Origin of the sequence: Paraburkholderia sartisoli, from assembly GCF_900107685.1 — a bacterium.
GTDB lineage: Bacteria > Pseudomonadota > Gammaproteobacteria > Burkholderiales > Burkholderiaceae > Paraburkholderia > Paraburkholderia sartisoli.
This window is the reverse complement of the sequence record NZ_FNRQ01000001.1, coordinates 1,070,060-1,090,636: the sequence shown is the minus strand read 5'-3', so window position 1 is coordinate 1,090,636 and position 20,577 is coordinate 1,070,060. Positions and strand designations below refer to the sequence as shown.

Below are 20,577 nucleotides of genomic sequence, written 5' to 3'. Positions count from 1 at the left end.
CAGGCTCGGCGCCGCGGGCGATCGGCGCCCGCGGCGCTGCGGAGGGTACTCTGCAACGAGTGGGACATGCTCGATGCCTGATCGGATCGCCGCCCTTCAACGTCGCGCCAAGACCCATTCCGGGGGTTTCAATCTCAAGATATATCACGCCGTGAGATATGCCCGACGCGCGTAGCCAACGCCCCCCACCTCAACGATCCAGCATTTACAGGGGTTTCAGACGAAAATTCAAGTCACGTTCCGTTTCGGCGAACCTCGATTTATATCACGCCGGCATACATTCATGAGAATAAGTTCTTTCCCTTATTCGAAGGTTTCGCTTATGGTGACGGCACTTTTCACCCGACCCACCAGGCCGTGCTCCGTCCGAACCTCGCCAATACGCTGTCCGTATCCTCCACGCTCTCGTGGCTTGCCCGCTTCGCCCCCGCCGCCCTCACCGTCCGCTGGCCGGAACGGGTCCGCGCGTGCCTCGGCGCGCTGATCGGCATCGGCTTCACCGGGGTGATCACGCATTTCCTGGTCGGGCCCGTCGCCATCATTCCACTGCTGGTGGCGCCGATGGGCGCTTCCGCCGTGCTGCTGTTCGCCGTGCCGTCGAGCCCGCTCGCGCAGCCATGGTCGCTCATCGGTGGCAACCTGGTCTCGGCGACGGTCGGCGTGTTCTGCGCGCAATGGATCGCCGATCCGGTCATCGCTTCGTCGCTCGCGATCGCGCTCGCGATCTGCGCGATGTTCGCGCTGCGCTGCGTACACCCGCCTTCGGGCGCGGTCGCGCTGACGGCGGTGCTGGGCGGCCCCGCCGTCCATGCGCTCGGATTTGGCTTCGTGTTCGCGCCGATCGCGATGCAGTCGGCCACGCTGCTGTGCGCCGCGCTCGTCTGGCACGCGGTCACCGGGCACCGCTATCCCCATGCGGCGCACGCGTCGCCGGGCGCGGCGGCAGGCCGTAGCGAGCCGCGCGGCGGCGTCACGCGCGCGGATCTCGAGGCGGTCATCAACCGGCGCGGCGAGCTGCTCGCCATCGATCCGGACGACCTGGAATCGCTGCTGCACGAGGCCGAGATGCGCACCTACGCGCGCACCTTCAGCGGGACCAGCTGCGCGGACGTGATGTCGAAAGACGTGGTCAGCGTCGCGCCCTCCACCACGGTCAAGGCCGCGCTGAACCTGCTCACGCGCCACGGCGTGAAGGCGCTCCCGGTCACCGACGCCACCCGGCGCGTCGTTGGCATCGTCACCCGCGCCGACCTGTCGGGCAACCCGACGGGCGCGCGGAAAAACCCGACCGAAAGCCTGTCGGCGCGCTGGTTCACCCGCGCGCCCAACCCCGAGTCGACCGTCGACACCATCATGAGCACGAACGTGTGTACGGTCCACGCCGCCACGCCGATCGGCGAACTGGTGCCGCTTTTCGCGGATCACGGTCACCACCACATTCCCGTGCTGGACGCGGCACGCCAGCTCGCCGGCATCATCACGCAGGCCGACCTGATCGCCGGCCTGTACCGGCAGACTCAGGTTCAGCTGCGCCAGGTCGCGTGAATTTTCAAACGGCTGGATTTGCGTCATATTGCGATATACCCGCCGTTTAACCGGCTTCACGAACAGGTCATTCCCCGATGAAAGTAACCACGCGCGCGCTGACGAAGCCCGACTTCGAGCAGCTGTCGGAGTTTCGTTACCAGATGCGGCGCTTCGAGCGCTTTTCGGAGCACGCCGCGCAGGGCGAAGGCATCACGCCGCTGCAGTATCTGCTGCTGCTTCATATCAAGGGCTACCCGGAGCGCGACTGGGCGACCATCGGCGAGCTGGCCGAGCGGCTGCAGGCGCAGCACCACAGCGTGGTCGCACTGGTCTCGCGGTGCGAGGCGCTGGATCTGGTGACGCGCAAGGTCAGCGAAACCGACCGGCGCCAGGTGGAGGTTCATCTGCTGAAGGCCGGTGAAAAAGTGCTGGCGCGCCTCGCCGAACTGCATCGTGCCGAACTCCGCTCGCTCAAGGGTGCCCTCACGATTCCTCAAATCGATCTTTAAACCACCATGCAACACGATACACACAAGCGCGATTTTTCGACCAATGCGCGACTGCCCGGCATTTCCGCGCTGGCAGCGGGCATCGGCGCGCTCAGCACGTTCGCGGCGTTCGTGCTGCTGAACCTGATCCACCTGTTCACCAACCTGTTCTTCTTCGGCAGCTTTTCGTTTGCAGACCGCTCGCCGGCCCTCAACACGCTCGGTGCATGGGTCATCGTGATTCCGGCGGTGGGCGGCCTGATCGTCGGCTTGATGGCGCGCTACGGCTCCGACAAAATCCGCGGCCACGGCATTCCCGAAGCCATCGAGGCGATCCTCTTCGGCAAGAGCCGCATGTCGCCGAAAGTCGCGATCCTCAAACCCCTGTCGTCCGGCATCGTGATCGGCAGCGGCGGGCCGTTCGGCGCGGAAGGCCCGATCATCATGACAGGCGGCGCGTTGGGCTCGCTGATCGCGCAGTGCGTGAAGGTCACGTCCGCTGAACGCAAGACGCTGCTCGTCGCCGGCGCGGCGGCCGGCATGACCGCGGTGTTCGGTACGCCCGTCGCGGCCGTGCTGCTGGCGGTGGAACTGCTGCTGTTCGAATGGCGCCCGCGCAGCTTTCTGCCGGTCGCGCTCGCGTGCGCCGTGGCGGGTTTCGCGCGTGCCGCGTTCTTCGGCACGGGCCCGCTCTTTCCGCTCGTCACCGCGGCGCCGGATGCATGGTCGCTCGTCTCGTGCGTGATCGCGGGCCTGCTGTCGGGCGCGCTGGCGACCGGTCTTTCCACGGCGCTGTACAAGACCGAAGACCTGTTCGGCAAACTGCCCGTTCACTGGATGTGGTGGCCCGCGCTCGGCGGTATTGTCGTCGGTATCGGCGGATTCATCGAACCTCGCGCGCTGGGTGTCGGCTACGATGTGATCGGCGACCTGCTGCACCAGCACATTGCCATCCAGGTCGCGCTGGCGATCCTGATCGTGAAGGCGGTCATCTGGGTCGTCGCGCTGGGCTCGGGCACCTCGGGCGGCGTGCTGGCTCCGCTGCTCATGCTGGGCGCGGGACTCGGCGTCGTGTTCGGCCACGTGCTGCCGGGTAGCGAACCGGCACTGTGGCCGCTCGTCTGCATGGCGGCGACGCTCGGCGCCACGCTGGGCGCACCGCTGACGGCGATCGTCTTCGCGTTCGGCCTCACGCACGACAGCAACGCGTTGCTGCCGCTGCTCGCGGCCACGCTGGTGGCGCACGGGTTTGCCACGGTCGTCATGAAGCGCTCGATCATGACCGAGAAAATCGCGCGTCGCGGGTATCACATCTATCGCGAGTACGGCGTCGATCCGCTCGAACGTCACTATGTCGAAGAAGTCATGACGCGCACGGTCGACGCCCTCGACGCACAACTCACGGTGCGCGACGCACTCGCCGGATGGTTCGGCACGACCCAGACACGCCGTGCGTATCCAGTAGTCGAAGACGGTGCGGTGCTGGGCGTGGTGGACCGCGCGATGCTCGAACGCGTGCGCGCCGCCGAAACCGGTGCCGAAGACAAAGCCGAAGCCGGCAACGCATCCAGCCAGACACTCGCGGACGTGCTGCACACGCATTCAGCGGTGTTCGCCCTCGCCGACGAAACGTGCCGTCTCGTCGCGACGCGGCTCGCCGTACACGGTCTGGAGCGGCTCGCGGTGGTGACGGACATGGACAGCCGGCACCTCGTCGGCATCGTGTCGCGCAGCGACCTCGTCAAGCCGTCGATCGCGCATTTCGAAGAGGAACACAAGAAAGAGCGCTTTCGCCGTCTGCGCCCGCGGTTCGGCAAGCGCCACTCCTGACGGGCGCCCCCGCCTGCTCTATCGCCCGTCGCACAGGACAGCGGTGATCAGAAGCGGGACCACCTGCTTGACGATGGCCCGGCTGCCCGCTTCGCGCACGCGCGACTCCACGGTTTCAGCGGGCCCGTTCACCACGACGCCGTAAGCGGAATCGCTGATCGGCTCGCCGTTCCCCTTCCTGAAGATCGCGTCGTCGTGTTCGTAGCCGAGCACGGCGTAGACGCGAAATCCGAACGCGGTGAGATTGCTGCCGCGTATCGGCCGGAACGCGTTGATCGAGTTGGCCTCGACGCGCATCGGGTTCGGCTCGATGTACCGGCTGTTGAGCAGCTGGGAGATGTAGTCGTGCGCGTTCGATTTGCAGTCGAGTTGCGGATCGAGTTCGTAGGCGCGGCACAGGGCCGGCGTGGACATGACGCCGCCGGTGGCAAGCGCGATCAGTGCATGGACAGCGACCTTTCTCATGGTAGCAATGCCGTTTCCTCTATCGCGTCACGCTCTCACGCAACGGCGCGAGGCGTATGTACGCCAGCCGCCAGTGTCACACACCCGCGTCGCGTCTGCAGGCGCGCGGGCGGCCGGCGGCTTCCTGACATTGACAGTATGCCGGAGCCGGCGTTCATGCCGCGAACCGGCGGCCGTCCATCGCGGGCCGGGCGTCGGCGGGCGGGAACACGTTCCATGAGCCGTCGTCGTGGCGAAAAAAAATGATCGACAGCAGGCCGCCCGGACGCAGCGCCTCGACGCGGACGTAGCGCCGACGCGCCACGCCGTGGCAAAAGCGCGTGACGCGCGCGGGCATCGCGGGCGTCGGCGCGAGCCATTTGTCGACGGCCTCGTGCAGCGACTTTTCCGGGGCGTTCATGACGGTCTCCTTTCGGTCTGTTCGGGTATGCATGGGAAGTGTCAGGCGGCCTGCGCCGTGACATACGCATCGTTCCTGCCGCCTTCGACGAATGCCTTGACGAGGCACACGAGCGCGCGCACACCGGCACGCGGATGCATGAGGCAGGTCTGCACCTGCTCGCTATGGCTCTTGCCCAGCAGGCACCACGCGCAGAAGTGTTCGCAGTTGTTGGTGAGCAGGCGATAACGGTTTTCGCCCAGACGGGAGCGTGCGCGGCGCACCGCTTCTTCGCTGCCGTAGCGGGCGTGCGGGTAAGGACGAACCACCACCGCGTGGCCGGCGGCGAACTGCGCGAGCGTGACTTCCTCGACCGGACCGCGATGCGTCGACGTCGCAAAACCGGCATAGTGAACAACCCGGCCGTCACCGACATAGATGCCGTGGTGCTCGTAGCCGCGACGTTCGGTGACGAGATGCGCGCCGGGTGGAAGTTCGCTGTACGTGCGAAGCGGAAGGTCCGGCGACATCGAAACGACGATGGGGTTTTCTCCCCATCCTTCGCTGCATGTCAGTTGCTGGTTGCTGTTCATGGCTGCCCCGATTCCGTCTGGTTCGTCTGGTTGCTGCAAGTGGCGCTTGCGTCCGATGGCCAACACTTCTGACCGGTGTTTCGCATCAACCGGGCCATATCTCTCAAATCATTGATTTGTATCGATATTTCAGTTTTCGCATTGCAAGTGGTGACACCCGATGTGCGCATCGGGCCGACACACTATCGGGCGAACTGTTGGTGAGCAGCCGTCACCTGAAGGCGGGCAACGCCTGTATGAGCGGACGTTCAGGGTGTTGGGTCGACCACCGCTATCCGGCGGCCGATGTTGGCGCGGGGCCAACGAACAGGCGTGAAATTGCGAGGACCGTGTGCGCGAGCCCACAGTTAACCTTCAAACAATCAACGGGTTGCGCGATACGTCGGGCACCGGCCGGCGCCCGGCATGGCCCTTGCATATCAGGGCTCAGACTTCTTTTGACCAGGCCGGGGCAGACGGCCAACCGGAGACCCAACATGGCTTCCATTACTGTGAACGACCTCTCGTTGAATCTCGCGCTGGATCGCAAGGCCATGGCCGCGATCCGGGGCGGCGGCGGTGCGCCGTGGGTGTACGGCTGGATCCAGCCCTACGTCCGCGAGACGCCGAGCTTCGGTCCGACCGTCAACCTGTACGAGATCTCGAACAGCTTCTATGCTAACCAGATGATCAACACGTTCCAGTCGGTCGACGTCAACAACACCGGCTCGAATTCGAACGTCACCGTTTCTCCCGACGTGCGCAGCAAAAACAATGCGGTGTAAATGTCGTGACCTGTGCAAGCCAGTTTCGATGGACGTCATCGGCGCGTTCCGACGTGGGACGCGTCCGTGAGATCAACGAAGACGCCTGCCTCGATCAGTCCGCGCTCGGACGCTGGGCCGTCGCCGATGGCATGGGCGGCCATGCGGTGGGCGATCTGGCGAGCCGTCTCGTCATCGAAACGTTAAGCCAGCTGGCGCCGCCCGCGAGCATGAAGCGCTTTATCGCGGATGCGCGCACACGCCTGCAGGTCGCGAACCGGCAGCTGCGTGAAGAAGCCGCGCGACGGCAGGTGCAACGCATCGGCAGCACCGTCGTCGTCCTGCTTGCGTGCGACCGGTTCTGCGGCTATCTGTGGGCCGGCGACAGCCGCATCTATCTGCTGCGGCAGGGCCAGTTGCGGCAATTGACGCGCGACCACAGCCAGGTCGAGGAACTGCGCCTGATGGGCCACATCACCGACGAGGAAGCGCGCCATCACCCCGCGCAGCACATGATCACGCGCGCGGTGGGCGCAACGGACCGGCTCGATCTCGACGAAGCCGCCATCGAAGTCGCCGACGGCGACATCTTCCTGCTTTGCAGCGACGGACTCTGCAACGAGGTGAGCGACGAGGAAATTCTCACTGCGCTGGCATCGGTCGACTGCCTGCGCGCTTCGGATGAACTGGTGGACATCGCGCTCGCACGCGGCGGGCGCGACAACATCACCGCCGTGGTCGTGCGGGCGGAAGACCCGGCTGCCTCCGACAAGACGTTGCTCAACCCCGCGCCCTGAGCGTGCGTGATGGGTGCATTGCTTAAGCCTTCGCGAGCGCGTGTGGCACGTCAGGCGTCAGCCCGCCTCTTTCTCTTCGCCGTCGTCGCGGCTTTCCTTGCCGGCCTGATTGCGAAAATCCTTCGAATGCAGGCCGTGTTTCTTGAGCAGCATCTGCAGATGCGAGCGGTTCATGTCGACGCGCCGCGCGAGTTCCGCCACCGTGCCACCCACTTCGTGAAGACCGCGTTCGAGAAACGCCTTTTCGGCTTCATCGCTGGCGGCCCGCTTCGCGTCGCTCAGCGACATCAGGTTCGTGACGCTCGCGCCGTTCGCGCCAGCCTGGCGAGCGCCTCCCGATGTCGCCGACACAGTTGCCGCGGGCCGCATGTCGAGCGGCAGATGTTCGATGTCGGCCGTATCCCCCGCCAGACACGAAACGCGATACATCACGTTGCGCAGCTCGCGGATGTTGCCCGGATACGCGTAGCTCAGCAGGAAATCGCGCAGCCGCGGCGTGAGGCGAACCGGCCGCCGCTTGAGCGCACCGGCGGCTTCGTCGCCGAACCATGAAAAGAGCAGTGGGATTTCGTCACGCCGCTCGCGCAGCGGCGGCAGCGTCACGTGAATCACGCTCAGCCGGTAAAACAGGTCCTCGCGAAACCTGCCCTCCTCGCTCAGTTGCCGCAGATTGCGGTTGGTCGCCGCGACGATGCGCGTGTCGACGGCGATCGGTTCATCGGAACCCACGCGCTGGATTTCGTGCGCTTCGAGCACGCGCAACAGTTTCACCTGGCCCGCCAGCGGCAACTCGCCGATTTCGTCGAGAAAGATCGTGCCCGTATGCGCGCTTTCGAACTTGCCCTTGCGGTCGCTCGATGCGCCAGTAAACGCGCCGCGCCGATGCCCGAACAGTTCCGACTCCAGCAGGTTGTCGGGAATCGCGCCGCAGTTCACCGAGATATACGGTTTGTCCGCGCGGCTGCCGTTCGCGTGAATGACCTTCGCCATCAGTTCCTTGCCGGTGCCGCTTTCGCCGTCGATCAGCACGGGCAGGTCGGTCGGCGCGGCTTTCTCCGCGATTTCGAGTGCTTCGAGCAAACGCGGGTTGTCGCCGAACGTGCCCTCGAAGATGAAGCTGCGTTCGAGCAGGCCCTGGCGCCGTGCCTGGCGCGACTGCTCGATGCGCACCGGTTCGGCCACCGCCGCCTGCACGAAGCGCTCCTTGTGCGACATCTGCATGACTTCGTCGCGCAACGTGTTCGCCTGGCGCAGCAGCTTCTCGATATCCGCGCGTTCGAGCCGCGACGACCAGCGCAGCGTCGAGCGCAGGATTTCGATCTTCTCGATCAGGGCGGCGTACGAGATCGCGGGGCTGCTGTCTTCGGGCTGGTCGAGTATCTGCATCACGCGCTCAACTGTTTTTGAACGAGCTGGTAATACATGCCTTTGCGTTGCACGAGTTCTTCGTGACGCCCCTGTTCCACGATCGCACCTTCGTACAGCACGAGAATCTTGTCCGCGCGCATGATCGTGCTAAGCCGGTGCGCGATGATGACCGCCGTGCGTCCCTTCAGGATGTCGTGCATGTTGCCGAGAATATTGCTCTCCGACTGCGAATCGAGTGCCGACGTCGCTTCGTCGAACACCAGCAGACGCGGGTCGTGATACAGCGCGCGGGCGATGCACATCCGCTGGATCTGGCCGCCCGACAGGCCGATACCGCGCTCGCCGACAATCTGTTCGTAGCCGAGCGGCATCTTGCTGATGAACGCATGCGCGTCGGCCATTTTCGCGACTTCCTCGATGCGGCGGCGGTCGGGCGTGTCGTCTCCGCTCGCGATGTTCTCCGCGATCGTGCCCGAAAACAGCAGATTGCTCTGCATCACGTAGCCGATCTGCGCGCGGTAATACGCCTTGTCGATCACGTTGAGGTCGTAGCCGTCCACCGACATCCTGCCTTCCGAAGGCGCGTAAAACCCCACGAGCAGTTTCGCAAGCGTGGTCTTGCCCGACCCGCTGCGCCCGACAATGGCAACGAGTTCGCCCGGCTTGATATCGAAGCTGATGTTTTCGAGCACGTACGCGCTGTCGCTGTCGCCATAACGGAAGTACACGCCGTTCAGGCTGATTTCGCCTTGCAGGTCGGGCAGCATCACGCGGGACGCCAGGTCCTGCGGCTTCTGTTCCGGTTCGATATCGAGCACGTCGCCGAGCCGCTCCATCGCGACGCCCGCATCGTTCAGCATGCTCCACAATCCGACGAGACCCATCAGCGGGCTCAGCACGCTGCCCATGAACGCGTTGAACGCAATCAGCTGGCCGATCGTCATCTCGCGCGCCAGCACGAGATTCGCGCCGACCCACAGGATCGCGATCGTCGTCGCGGCGTTCAGCAACTGGCTGCCGAGCCCGACCAGAATGCTGAACGCGTGCGCGCGATACTGCACCTCGAGCGCCTTCGCATACTTCTTTTCCCAGCGCAGACGCACCGGCCGCTCGATGCCCATGCCCTTCACCGTCTCGACGCCCGCGAGCGCCTCCATGAGAAACGACTTCGAATCGGTCGATGCGGTGAACGAGTCGCGCGCATAGCGCTTGATCCTCGGCGTGGCGATCGCCGTGAGCGCCATGATCGGAATCACGAACGCGATCAGCACCAGCGTCATCTTGACGTTATAGAAGAACATGATCGAGAAGTAGATGAACACCATCAGCAGGTTGAGCGCGGTGGTCACCGTCGATTCGGTCAGGAACGCGCGGATCGTCAGGTTCTCCTGGAAGCGCGCGAAGATGTCGCCGGTCTTGCGTTTTGCAAAGAACGAGAACGGCAGCGACAGCGTGTGCCTGAAGAACTGCGACATCATCGCGAAGTCCATGTTGCGCACCATGAAGTTCGCGAGGTACGCGCGGATCGACGACATCAGCTGCGAAAACACGTTCGAGATGATCAGCCCGACGATCAGCAGATGCAGCAGGCTCACGTTCTGATGCACGATCACGCCGTCGAGTATGTTCTGGATGATGAGCGGCGGAATCACGCCCAGCACCTGGATCACGAAGGTCGCAAGAAACAGGTACGCGAGAATTTTCTTGTACGGCGTGAGGTATCCGACAAAGCGGATCCACGGCGAGCGCGACGCCGAGATCTGCACGAGATCCGGGCCCGCCGTGAACACGAGACAGGTCCCGCTCCAGCCACGCTCGAAGTCTTCGACCGTGAGCTTGCGAAAGCCGAGCGCGGGATCGGCCACCCACACGTAATCTTTCGACAGGCCGTACACGACGACATAGTGATAGCCCTCCCAATGCACGATGAACGGCAGGTCGAAGCCGCGCAGCGAATCGAACGTGCATTGCACGCCGCGCGCGGTAAAGCCCAGCGATTCACCGGCGCGCGCGAGGCTGTCCAGCGTCGCGCCCTGCGTCGTCACGTTCGCGAGTTCGCGCAGCTTGCCTAACGTCATTGGAATGCCGTAATGGCGGCACACCATCGCGAGGCACGCCGCGCCGCAGTCCATTTCCTCTGCCTGTTCGACGAGCGCGAAACGCCTGATGATCTTTTCGCCGAACTCCGGCTTCGTATGAAGGTCGAGCATCAACGGCAGCTTGCGACGCTGCTCGATGCGTTTCTGACGTTGCAGTTCGCGATCGCCATAACGGATGCGCTCGTCGAGCACCTCGCGCAGTTTCGGATTGCGCTCCAGAATGAAGTGGACGGTGCGCTCGGGAATCACCAGCAGGCGCGTATCGGTTGTCGCCACCACGGAAGCCATCTGCTCCTGGCGCATCAGGCACGCTTTCTCGCCGAAGATTTCGCCTTCCTTGAGCGTCGCAAGCGTGTATTCGTTGCCATCCTCGGTGCGGACGATCCGCACCTCCCCCTGACGCACGACGTAAAGACGGCGGTCGTCGCGTGCGTCCTGCTTGAGGATTTCCTTGCCGGCCGTCACGCGCTTCACGCCGACGCTGCGCACGTATTCCTCGAGCTCGGCCTTGTTCAGCTTGCCGCGCAAATCGAACAGCTGCGCGACAAAGCCGCCCGCCGAACTGATCGCGACATAGCTCGCGATGAACGCCATCGCCGCCTGGTTGCCCGCGATCACCGGCTCGATCGCGCCGCGCGGAATGAACAGCAACTCAGTCTTCGCCGACGCACGCACCGACGATTCATGCATATACGCGCGCAGCATCGCGATATCGGCGAAAATTTCGCCCGCCTTGCGCACGCCCATGCTGATTTCCTTGCCGTGCTCCTCGGTAAAGATGCGCACCGATCCTGAACGGATCACAAAGAGACCCTCTGCCGGCTCGCCCGCGTTGCACACGGTTTCGCCAAACGAATAGAAGCGCGACTGCGCGTGTTCCGCGAGGCGTTCGAGTTCGTCGTGCGAGAACGGCGAGAGAATCTCGACCGTGGAGAGAAACCCGGCCGCCGAGGGCGTGGTCTGGGGCGCGTCCATGGGCCTAGCGCGCCTCGATCACGTGTTCCTGCGAACGCGCGATCAGCCAGCCTTCGCGCAGCAGACGCCTCACTTCGGCGGCGACGTCCGCATCGAGCGTCGCGGGATATTTCGCGGTCACCGCGAAAATCTCATAGCAGGAACGGTCTGGTGAAGGAAACGGCCCGAGCAGGTCGCCCACCTGTGCGTTGAAAATCTTCGCCTCGATATCGGGTTTCAGCGATCCGCGCAGCACCTTGCCGATCACGCCGCCCGCTTCGCGCGTATCCGCGATGGAATGTTCACGCGCCATTCCGGCGAAGCTTTCGGGATCGTCGTTCAGGTACGAGATCATTTCCTTCGCCTTGCCCTCGCTGTCCAGCACGATATGGCTCACTTCGATCGCGTCAAACTTCGGTGAATTCAGCGAGAAGTATTCCTCGATCGCCGCTTCGTTGCCGACCTGGTCGAGCATCTTTTCCTGATACAGCCCGTCGGTGATGAACGCCTCGAACTCGTCGAGGCTCACGTTGAGCGCGTCGAGGTACTGGTTCATGTCGGTCGCGCGATGCAGGCCGCGCACGCGGCGAAACTGGTCGGCGCGCTGCTGGATTTCGTCGGCGGTGACGGTGATGCCCTGCTTCTTCGCCGCATGCACGGTGAGCTTGTCGCGCACGAGCTGCTCGATCAGGCTTTCGAACTGGCCGGTCAGTTTAAGCAACCGGATAAATTCGGCGACGTCCACGACTTCTTCATCGATTCGCACTATCGCGGTCATCTCGTCCGCTCCTCAGGTTGGGCCGCGCACCCGCGCGCGGCCTTCGGTTCTTTTCGGTGCTGCAACCTCGCGCGTCGATCAGCCCGCAATCTGCCGGAACGGATCGAGGCCCAGATCGATCAGGCGCCTTTCGCGCACGACGATCTCGGCGGTCGCCGTCATGCCGTAGCGCAACGGATAACGGGTGTCCGCGATCTGGTAGTAGTTCTTGTCGAGCGTGACGCGGCCTTCGTAGACAGGCTGCTTGTCAACCGCCGAAGGCTTCGTCGCGGGCGATATGAACGCAAGCGTGCCGCTGATCAGCCCGTAACGCTGATAAGGAAACGCGTTGAATTTCATCTTGACCGGCAGGCCTTCGTGCAGGAACGCGCGGTCGTGCTCGGGAATCTCGATCTTCAGCACCTGGCGGGCGTCCTTGGGCGCAATGCCGCCAAGCGGCGCGTTCGCCTGGATCTTGTCGCCGGGCTGCGTCGACGTGACATCCGTGATCACGCCCGAAGCCGGCGCGAGAATCAGCAGGAAGTTGTCCTTGTCGATGTTCTCGAAGCGAATGCGCGCCGCGGCGTCCGCGACGAGCCGCGCGGTTTGCACCTGCAACCGCAGCTTGTCCTCGGTGGTGGCGATTTCGCGCACGGCGGCGTCGTACTGGATCTGCAGATTGGTGGTCTCCTGCCCGCTCGTTTCGAGTTGCGCGTTCGCCTGCGTGTATTCGTGGCTCAAACGGAAGTCCAGTTCCGCGAGCTTCGACTGCGCGACGCGATACGCGTTTTCCGCCGCCAGATACGCGGTGCGCTTCGCCTCCACCTGAAGCTCCGCGATACCGCCGCCGCCTGGCTGCGCGAAGAGCCGCGAATAGCTGTCGAGTTCCTGGCGCGCCGCGTCGCGCGAGCGTCGCGCGTTGTCGAGGATGCTGCGCGCCTCATCCAGTTCGGCTTTCTGCCCTTCGGCGAGCTTCGTCGTGCCTTCGGCGACACGCGTTTCGTGCTGGCGCGCTTCCACGTCGATCTGGTCCTTGAGCGCCGCGACCTTGCGTTGCATCAGCGCCTTCTTTGCCGGAAACTGCTGCCATTCGCGCTCGGCGTCCTCGAGTTTCAGCTGCGCCTGGAGTGCGTTGCTCGCCGCCTCGATCGCGCCGCGCGCGTTGAGCCGCGCAAGCACGTCGCCTTTCGACACGGGCTGGCCCTCGGCGATGTAGACGTCGGCCAGTTCGCCGTCGATCGGCGCATAGAAGCGCCGCACGTCCGATTCCGGCGAGAGCGTGCCGGGCGCGCTCACGATCACATCCGCGCGGCCGACGAACGACCACAGCAGCCCGACGACCACCAGCCCCGCCATCGCCAGGATCAGCGCACGGGCGAGCTTGACGGGTTCGGCCATCAGGATCGCGATGCCCTCGGCGCTGTGGTCCGCCAGCGCCTCCGACAGCAATTCAGGGTGACTGTCGCGTTTCACTGCCGTCGCCTCCGATGAGTGCCAGCTTCGACTTCAACAGTCCGGGTTCGAGCACCATGCGCAACTCCTGCAACGAGCGGCGCTGCATGTCGGCTTCGGCGTCGATGTCGGCAAGCAGCGTTTCCCAGCCGGACGGATGGTCGGCCTTTAGCTGCGTATAGATGCGCATGCCCTGCCGCGCGAGCGACTGTGCATCGGAAAGCAGGTGCGCCTGGCTGCGAAAGCCGCCGGAGATGCCGGATTCGAGCCGCTGCGTGCCGCCGATCGCGCCGTTCGCGCGGTACTGGCGCCATTCGGTCTGCGCGCGCGTCAGCAGATCCTGCGCGCGGGCCAGCGCCTTGTCGTGCGTCGCGGTGACATCCGCTTCGATCGCGTGCATGAACCAGGTATCGTCCGCCGGGTCGAGCGCGGCGTAGAACGACAGCAGGCGCTCGTCATAGTCCTTCGTGCCGCGCGATTTCCGCAGGTCGGCGTACTGATCGAACACCGCCTTCTTATGGGCCTGTTCGGCCGCCAGCACGTCGGACCACGGGTTCGCGGGAATGGCCTGCAACGCGGCCAGCGCCTGCAACCCGTCGCCGCGCTGCCACGCGGCCGTTACCGCGTCGTGCCGCTGGATGACGTCGGTTGAAGGCAGACGGCTCGCCACCAGCCGCGCGTATTGCGCCTCGAACGGCGGCGTCTGGAAACGCGCGTGTTTCATTAGCGCAAGCAGCGGCGTGAGCTTTCGCGCGACGGCGTCGCCCAGCAGTTCGGTGTAGGCCTTCAGGTCGTCGCGCACGCGCTCGAGGCCAGCGAGCCGCGGATAACGCTGCGCGTAGTCGTCGAGCACGGGGAGCAACGCATCGGGTTTGTCGCGCGCGAGCTCGGTGCCGATCGTCGCGTTCAGGCGGCTGATCGCGGCGAGATACACGGCGTCGTCGCTTTGCAGCTTGCGCAGATGGCTCAACGCCTGCGCGTAAGGGTCCGCGAACGCGGGCACGTACGACGCGATCCGGTCGAGCGCGCGCTGGTGAGCCCGCGCATCGTCTTCCCAGCGTCCTAGCAGATTGCCGATCCGGCCTTCGTCGGCGTAGATGCGGATCGGCGCATCCGGGCCGCCGCGCCCGACCACGAAGCGTTCGAGATCGCCCACCCATTGCAGCTCGCCGACAAGCGATGTCGCATCCGGATTCACCGCGCCCGGCGTCCTGATGTTGCCAAGCAGCGTATCGGCGCGGTCGAATTCACGCTTTTGCAGCGCGGCGAGCCAGTCGGGCACCTTCGCCTTCAACAGCGCTTCGCTTGCCAGCGCCTTCAGATGCGCGTCCGTCGGGTGCTGCCGCACGTCGTCGTTCGCGACGGCGAGCGCCTGTTCGTAGTCGCCCGCCGCGAGCAGGTTCTTCAGTTCGCGCTCGGATGCGCCCCTCATATACAGCGCCACGCCGATACCCGCCACCACGATCACGCCCGCGAGCGCCGACCACGCGGCACGCCGTGTCGCGAGACGCTCGCCGCCCGAGAACGCGTTCGAAAGCTCCGTCGCCAGCACGCGCCAGCGCCGCTGCGCGCGGTGCGCACGCGTGTCGCGCTTCGTGTCATCGGGATCGGGTTTCGTCGCTTCGTTGACTTCGTCTTCGCGCTGCCGCGCCTGGTCGACGCAGAAAATATCGAGGAACGAATGCGCGGCGCCGACGAAGGTGGTCTTGTCGGCGTCGAATTCCTCGATCGGCGGGGAGGCAATCATCTGGGTCACGGTCGGCTCGAATTCGGGTGTCTGCTGCAGCTTCACCCTGTAGACGAAGTGATCGCCGCCGAATGCAAGGAGGTCGCCTTCCTGCAGCACATGCGCCGACTCGTCGAGCCGCCTGCCGTTGACGAACGTGCCGTTCGTGCTGCCCAGATCCTCGACATGGAGATCGCCCGCGCGCACGAAAATATGCGCGTGGCGCCGCGAAATGTAATTGACCTGATGCGGATAACGCGCCTTGTAGCGCGCGAAAACGTCGTCGGCCTTGCTGACCAGAAACGGAAACGCACGGACGTCGACGGGCAACAGACCCAGGTCGTCGCGCTCGGGCACGAGCGTGAGGCCAGCCGGCTGCGCGGCCTGGGCAGCGACGATGCGCGCGCGCGGTTCGATGCCGATGCGGTACGACAGCTCGCCGCCAAAACACAGCTCGTCGCCCGCGCGCACGCGGCCAGGCGTCTGCCGTATGGGCTTGCCGTTGAGCGTCGTGCCGTTCTTGCTGTCGAGATCCGCGACGTAGACCGCGCCGTGTTCGGTGAAGATGCGTGCGTGCCGGCGCGACAGGCGGGTGAGCAGTTCGCGCGGGTAATCGACGAACGGCGGTTCGCTGCGGCCAATCGCAAAGAGCGTGTCGATGATCCGGATCGCACCGAGCGCCGGGTGCGACACCGGCGAGAGCACGACGTCGAACGCCGGGTCCAGGGTGGTGCGCGCCTCGGCAGTCTGGACTTCGCCTGGAGTCATGATCTGGATCACTAAGCGTTTACCTGCCGACGCGAATGCGTCAGGGGCGCGCCGCTCTGATCCGCGGCGAGTACCGCGTGACGGGCCCGAGCGTGAGGGCCGCGGTCACATAAAGATTGTAAGTCACGCATCGCGGTAGTCAATTGTCCGGCACCGAAGATGAACCGCGTGGGCGACCGCTCACCCTGCGCTTGTGCGCCACCTCGCCGGCTCATGGCTGTTTCACCTGCAACTGCACGTCGACAGTGGGCCAGCCGCCGCCGAGCGCCTTGTAGAGCAGCACCGTGTCCGACAGAATCTGCTGATGATTGGCGAGCAGGTCCTGCTGGGCCAGCAGCAACGTGCGCTCGGTCTCGAACACTTCAAGCTGCGACACCACCCCTTCTTTCAGCTGCGCCTCGATCTGGTTCGCGACGATCTGCAGCCGCGCCACCTCTTCCTGCAACTCGACGCGTTGCTGACGATGCGCATTCAGATTGACGAGCGCGCTCTCTGTTTCTTCAAACGCGGCCATGACCGTGCTGCGATATTGCTGTTCCGCGACCGTCTGCTGCGCCTGCGTGGTTTTCACGTGCGCGCGCACGCCTGGATCGAGCAGCGGAATATTGATGCTCGGCATGAAGCCATACGTGAACGATTTCAGCAGATCGGTCAGTGCGAAGCTGGCGGTCCCGCCGTGGCCGGTCAGGTTGATCGTCGGCAACTGAGCGAGCTTTGCTTCGCCGACGAGGTCGTACGATTCCAGCACGCGAAATTCGGATGCGACCACGTCGGGCCGGCGCGACAGCAACTGCGCGGGCAAACCGGCGGGCACCGGCGGCAACTGCACGCGCTGCTGCAGATGGCCGGTGGGCAGCCTGAATTCGCCGGCGGGCACGCCGATCAGCGTCGACAGCGCGTTGTTCGCCACGTCGCGCGAGCGGCGCAGTTCCAGCAGTTCGTTGGTCAGACGATTGATCTCCGCCTGCTGGCGCAGCACCTGTGTCTTCGGCACGAGGCCGTTGCGGCTCATGCCGTCGTAGATCGCGAGGATCTGGCGATTCGTCGCGAGCGTCTTCTGTTGCTGCTCGATCTGGTCGTCGAACTGCAGGATCTGGAAATAGGTCGTCGAGACGTTCGCCACCAGTTCCAGGTAGCCCGCGCGCCAGTCGGCCTCGCTCGCGTGAAATTCGGCCTTCTGCGCCTGCACGCCCTTTTCGACCTTGCCCCAGATGTCGATGTCCCAGCTCACCTGGGTCGCGAGGTTGTACTGATGCGAAAACGGCTGCCCGGTGATCTTCTGGTAATTCGCGCCCGCGCCGAGATCCATCACCGGCAGCGCGCCGGCCTTCGCCTCGCCGATCTGCGTGCCGGCCACGTCGATCCGCGCGGCCAGCACCTTGATGTCGAAGTTGCCGGCAATCGCCTTCGCGATGAGCGTGTTCAGGTACGGGTCATGGAAGCCCTTCCACCAGTCGGGTTCGATTGTGTCGGCAGGCGAAACGATCGAGCCGGTCTTGGCGGACCACGATGCTTTCGCCGGCGTATCGGGACGTTTGTAGTCGGGCATGCTGACGTCGACACACGCCGAAAGCAGCACGGCGCACAGCGCGACGGCTGCGCATGCCCGGAACGTGCCGATGGTGGATGCGACATGAGCCACGTGTGTGGCGGCAGGGAGAGGTTCGGCGCCCGCTCCGTCGTCCGCGACGCGGCGGCTGGCTGACGCGATGCGCCAGGTACGACGGACTGGGGAATGAAGCAACGCTGACACGATAGTCTCCGGTCAATCCGGCGGCACTGCATCCGGGCGCGTGCGATCAGGCAAGGCGCGTCCTGCACGTCTTCCGGCTGGGGAGCGTGGCGGGCGGCTGGCGCGGGGGTAGGTGCAGTACGGTGCGGTCTATGAAAAGAACGATTGGTTGCGGTGTCTTTTTCATGAAAGCCGGCTTGCGCGATGACGCAGCCGGCTTGTGTCCGCGGAGACGTCGAGGTCTCCGCGGTGGTCTCCCCGTCACGCTTTACATGTTGACGGTGTTCTTGCTGTCGATATACGGATTCGAGATCGTCTTGACGTTGTCGAGGAACGCCGAGCCGTCACCGGTGGCGATCTGCGAGCCAAGCTGGTTCTCGTTGAGCTGCTTGACGTAAGCCGTCTTGCTGGAATCGAACGTGATCGGCATGATGTTGACGAAGTTGTTCGACGGGAACGGCACGAAGCCGCCGCGCACCGCGCTCATCTTCTTGCTGTCGAGGTCCTGGGCGTTCGAGAGGTCTTTGATCATCAGCGTTGTCATGATAGGTCTCCAAAGAGGAAAAGGTCAGTCTTGCGATCGGTTTCGAGCATCTTGTCTGCTCGGGTGTCACTAACGCATGGCCTGTGCCAGGCACGTGATCTTTAACGATGAAAACCCGCGAAGCCTTGAAAACGCTGGGGTGTGTGCGATACGCGTCGATGCGCGAAGCGCGCAGGACGCAAGATGGGATCAACCTGGGTGATGGGCGTTGACCGACAACACGCCCGATAGTGTTGGGTCAGGAAAGACATTGAAGACTGCTGCAACGTCGGCGATGGTTGCGAAAGTGCTCGCACGGCCCGACTCTCACACCATGACTTTGATCGGCAACGGAGCGCAGAGCGAATTCCAGGCGATCGCGACCGCCTGCCGATAAACACGTGCGGCTGCCGCATAACCCTGTTCGACCGACCCTGTTCGCACGACTTCGCCGAGGTCGATCCTCCCAAGTGACGATCGACCTGTTATTAACGAAGCTTCACCACTGGTGATGGACAAAGGGCGCTATCTTTTCCCGGTACACGGCGCGAAGGGCGGCCATCGCCGGGTCTGTCAGTGCGGGCAGTTCGCTCGCCTCACTGTTTGCTTTAGCTTGCGCTGCGTTCCTCGCGCCCGGGATAACAGTTGTCACTCCCTGATTCATAAGAATCCAGCGCAGCGCAAACTGCGCCATCGTTGCGTTCTCTGGGACCAAAGGACGAATTTCCTCCACGGCTCCGAGCGCGACGTCATAGGGAACGCCCGCAAAAGTCTCGCCTTTGTCAAAAGCCTCTCCATTGCGATTGAAAAGGCGGTGGTCATTGGCCGCAAACGTCGTCTCGCGTGTCATTTTTCCGGTAAGCAGGCCCGATGCAAGGGGCACCCGGACGATGACGGCTATTCCCCTGTCGCGAGCTTCCTGAATGAACCGGGCTGGCCTTTGCCTGAAAATGTTGTAGATGATCTGTACCGACTTCACGCCCGGGTATTCGATGGCCTTCAGACCTTCCTCGACTTTCTCGACCGACACACCGTAGCTGCTGATTTTCCCCGATGCAACCATGCGGTCCATAACATCAAAAACCTCCGGTCGGTAGTAGACCTCGGTCGGTGGACAATGAAGCTGCACCAGATCGAGACACTCCATGTCCAGATTCTTGAGAGACCGGTCGACAAAAGCATTCAGATTCGCCGCGGTGTAGCCTTGCGCCAGGTGGGGATCCAGTCGACGGCCAGCCTTTGTCGCAACGAACGGTCGCGGCCCCGATCGTTCTTTGAGCACGTCCGCGATGATCCGCTCCGAACGTCCATCGCCGTAGACATCGGCGGTGTCAATAAAGGTTGTGCCGTTATCGAGCGCTGCATGCAGGGCTGACTTTGCATCACTCTCGGCGACGTCGCCCCATGAGCCTCCGATTGCCCATGCACCAAACCCAATTTCGGAGACGCTTCTTTCTGTTTGTCCGAATTTCCGCTGATTCATCTTGATTCCCCGTTCATGGCATGAGTTGTCCACCGTTGACTTCGATGACCTGCCCCGTGACATATCCCGACATAGCGGGAGACGCGAGGAACAGGAACGCGCCAGCGCATTCCTCTGGCAAGCCCTCTCTCCCCATCGGCACCGTGGCTGTTTGCGATGCCCGGATTTCCGGAGGGGTATATTTGTCGTGGAACGGTGTCTGGATAAGTCCTGGTGCTACCGCGTTGACCCGAATTCCGTCATGGACGAATTCCTTTGCCTGACCACGAGTCAAACTGCTGACAAAGCTTTTCGAAGCCGCGTAAAGCACCGCTCCCGCGCCGCCGCCCGTACGTGCGGCAACCGACGACGTATTGATGATGTAACCCCCGGCTGCCTTAAGAAACGGATAGGCAGCCGAGGTTGCCTCCCAAACTGATCTTGCGTTCAGATTGACAACCTGTTCGAAGTGGCTCGCCGAGGCGTTTGTAGATGCCACCCGTCCCAACATGCCGCCGGCGTTATTGATAAGCCCGTCCAGTCCACCTAGTATTTCCGCCGCTGCCTTCACGACCCGTGCTGCTCCGCCCGGCTCGCTGACGTCGCCCTGGACAAGCCGAATGCGCTCCGGTGATTCTGCACGCAGCGCTTGCGCAGCCGCTTCGCTCTCGTTGAAATGGGCGACCACTTGCGCACCCTGTGCAGCAAATGCGCGAACGATAGCCGCTCCTATTCCCGTTGACCCTCCTGTGACGAGGACCCTCGTATCCTTCAGATCGCCAATCTGCATCTGCTCAACCCCGTGCATGGAATCTCCCCGGAAAAAATCGAAATGCAAGCGCGGCGTACTTCGCAGCGCCCTCTGCATAGCCACAGGAAAATGATTACATACCGTAGAATGAAGCGGATTCACT

General features: G+C 63.7%; 17 protein-coding genes and 1 pseudogene. 6 read left to right on the top strand and 12 right to left on the bottom strand.

Annotated features, from left to right (window positions below):
* Positions 1 to 357 precede the first annotated feature (357 nt).
* The 3 genes from BLV45_RS04990 (at position 358) to BLV45_RS04980 (ending at position 3,845) form a co-directional block, all read left to right on the top strand.
* Entirely contained in the window at positions 358 to 1,545 is a 1,188-nt protein-coding gene (locus BLV45_RS04990; RefSeq protein WP_407670952.1) for an HPP family protein, read from the top strand.
* Positions 1,546 to 1,622: 77 nt separating this feature from the next.
* On the top strand, positions 1,623 to 2,036 hold the full coding sequence (locus BLV45_RS04985) for a MarR family winged helix-turn-helix transcriptional regulator (RefSeq protein ID WP_090529733.1): 414 nt from the start codon (positions 1,623 to 1,625) through the stop codon (positions 2,034 to 2,036).
* Positions 2,037 to 2,042: 6 nt separating this feature from the next.
* Positions 2,043 to 3,845, top strand: coding sequence for a chloride channel protein (locus BLV45_RS04980; RefSeq protein WP_090529731.1), 1,803 nt, complete (start codon positions 2,043 to 2,045; stop codon positions 3,843 to 3,845).
* Between the two features lie 18 nt (positions 3,846 to 3,863).
* Here the strand turns inward: BLV45_RS04980 and BLV45_RS04975 are convergent, their stop codons facing one another.
* The 3 genes from BLV45_RS04975 to BLV45_RS04965 form a co-directional block, all read right to left on the bottom strand.
* Entirely contained in the window at positions 3,864 to 4,310 is a 447-nt protein-coding gene (locus BLV45_RS04975; protein ID WP_090529729.1) for a hypothetical protein, read from the bottom strand.
* Between the two features lie 154 nt (positions 4,311 to 4,464).
* Positions 4,465 to 4,710 carry a hypothetical protein gene (locus BLV45_RS04970; protein ID WP_090529727.1) on the bottom strand — a complete coding sequence of 82 codons (246 nt, stop codon included), beginning with the start codon at positions 4,708 to 4,710 and terminating at the stop codon, positions 4,465 to 4,467.
* A 41-nt stretch (positions 4,711 to 4,751) separates the two neighbouring features.
* Positions 4,752 to 5,282 carry a lecithin retinol acyltransferase family protein gene (locus BLV45_RS04965; protein ID WP_090529725.1) on the bottom strand — a complete coding sequence of 177 codons (531 nt, stop codon included), beginning with the start codon at positions 5,280 to 5,282 and terminating at the stop codon, positions 4,752 to 4,754.
* A 476-nt stretch (positions 5,283 to 5,758) separates the two neighbouring features.
* On the opposite strand from BLV45_RS04965, the gene BLV45_RS04960 reads away from it, so the two are divergent.
* Both BLV45_RS04960 and BLV45_RS04955 read left to right on the top strand, forming a co-directional pair.
* Positions 5,759 to 6,046, top strand: a complete 288-nt coding sequence (locus BLV45_RS04960; RefSeq protein ID WP_090529722.1) for a hypothetical protein — start codon at positions 5,759 to 5,761, stop codon at positions 6,044 to 6,046.
* A gap of 5 nt (positions 6,047 to 6,051) precedes the next feature.
* Positions 6,052 to 6,822 carry a PP2C family protein-serine/threonine phosphatase gene (locus BLV45_RS04955; protein ID WP_090529719.1) on the top strand — a complete coding sequence of 257 codons (771 nt, stop codon included), beginning with the start codon at positions 6,052 to 6,054 and terminating at the stop codon, positions 6,820 to 6,822.
* A 57-nt stretch (positions 6,823 to 6,879) separates the two neighbouring features.
* Here the strand turns inward: BLV45_RS04955 and BLV45_RS04950 are convergent, their stop codons facing one another.
* The 7 genes from BLV45_RS04950 to BLV45_RS04920 form a co-directional block, all read right to left on the bottom strand.
* A complete protein-coding gene (locus tag BLV45_RS04950; RefSeq protein WP_090529716.1) occupies positions 6,880 to 8,211 on the bottom strand; it encodes a sigma-54 interaction domain-containing protein in 1,332 nt (443 codons plus the stop codon).
* On the bottom strand, positions 8,208 to 11,264 hold the full coding sequence (locus BLV45_RS04945) for a peptidase domain-containing ABC transporter (protein WP_090529713.1): 3,057 nt from the start codon (positions 11,262 to 11,264) through the stop codon (positions 8,208 to 8,210). The genes BLV45_RS04950 and BLV45_RS04945 overlap by 4 nt, the downstream gene beginning before the upstream one ends.
* Positions 11,265 to 11,268: 4 nt before the next feature.
* Positions 11,269 to 12,021: a peptidylprolyl isomerase gene (locus BLV45_RS04940; RefSeq protein WP_090529710.1), complete on the bottom strand. Its 753-nt coding sequence runs from the start codon at positions 12,019 to 12,021 to the stop codon at positions 11,269 to 11,271.
* A gap of 78 nt (positions 12,022 to 12,099) precedes the next feature.
* Positions 12,100 to 13,473, bottom strand: a complete 1,374-nt coding sequence (locus BLV45_RS04935) for an HlyD family efflux transporter periplasmic adaptor subunit (protein WP_090529708.1) — start codon at positions 13,471 to 13,473, stop codon at positions 12,100 to 12,102.
* Positions 13,451 to 15,946 carry an FHA domain-containing protein gene (locus BLV45_RS04930; RefSeq protein ID WP_090529705.1) on the bottom strand — a complete coding sequence of 832 codons (2,496 nt, stop codon included), beginning with the start codon at positions 15,944 to 15,946 and terminating at the stop codon, positions 13,451 to 13,453. Before BLV45_RS04930 ends, BLV45_RS04935 begins: the two co-directional genes overlap by 23 nt.
* Before the next feature lie 211 nt (positions 15,947 to 16,157).
* The gene (locus BLV45_RS04925) at positions 16,158 to 17,567 is read right to left on the bottom strand and encodes an efflux transporter outer membrane subunit (protein WP_245753145.1); all 1,410 of its coding nucleotides are present in this window, start codon (positions 17,565 to 17,567) and stop codon (positions 16,158 to 16,160) included.
* Positions 17,568 to 17,946: 379 nt separating this feature from the next.
* The gene (locus tag BLV45_RS04920; protein WP_090529703.1) at positions 17,947 to 18,222 is read right to left on the bottom strand and encodes a hypothetical protein; all 276 of its coding nucleotides are present in this window, start codon (positions 18,220 to 18,222) and stop codon (positions 17,947 to 17,949) included.
* 250 nt (positions 18,223 to 18,472) lie between these two features.
* On the opposite strand from BLV45_RS04920, the pseudogene BLV45_RS04915 reads away from it, so the two are divergent.
* Positions 18,473 to 18,583 (top strand): annotated as a pseudogene (locus BLV45_RS04915) (ornithine cyclodeaminase); the annotation flags it as partial.
* Positions 18,584 to 18,700: 117 nt separating this feature from the next.
* Here BLV45_RS04915 and BLV45_RS04910 read toward each other — a convergent pair.
* Positions 18,701 to 19,684, bottom strand: a complete 984-nt coding sequence (locus tag BLV45_RS04910) for an aldo/keto reductase (RefSeq protein ID WP_090529700.1) — start codon at positions 19,682 to 19,684, stop codon at positions 18,701 to 18,703.
* Between the two features lie 13 nt (positions 19,685 to 19,697).
* The gene (locus BLV45_RS04905) at positions 19,698 to 20,471 is read right to left on the bottom strand and encodes an SDR family NAD(P)-dependent oxidoreductase (RefSeq protein ID WP_090529697.1); all 774 of its coding nucleotides are present in this window, start codon (positions 20,469 to 20,471) and stop codon (positions 19,698 to 19,700) included.
* Positions 20,472 to 20,577 lie beyond the last annotated feature (106 nt).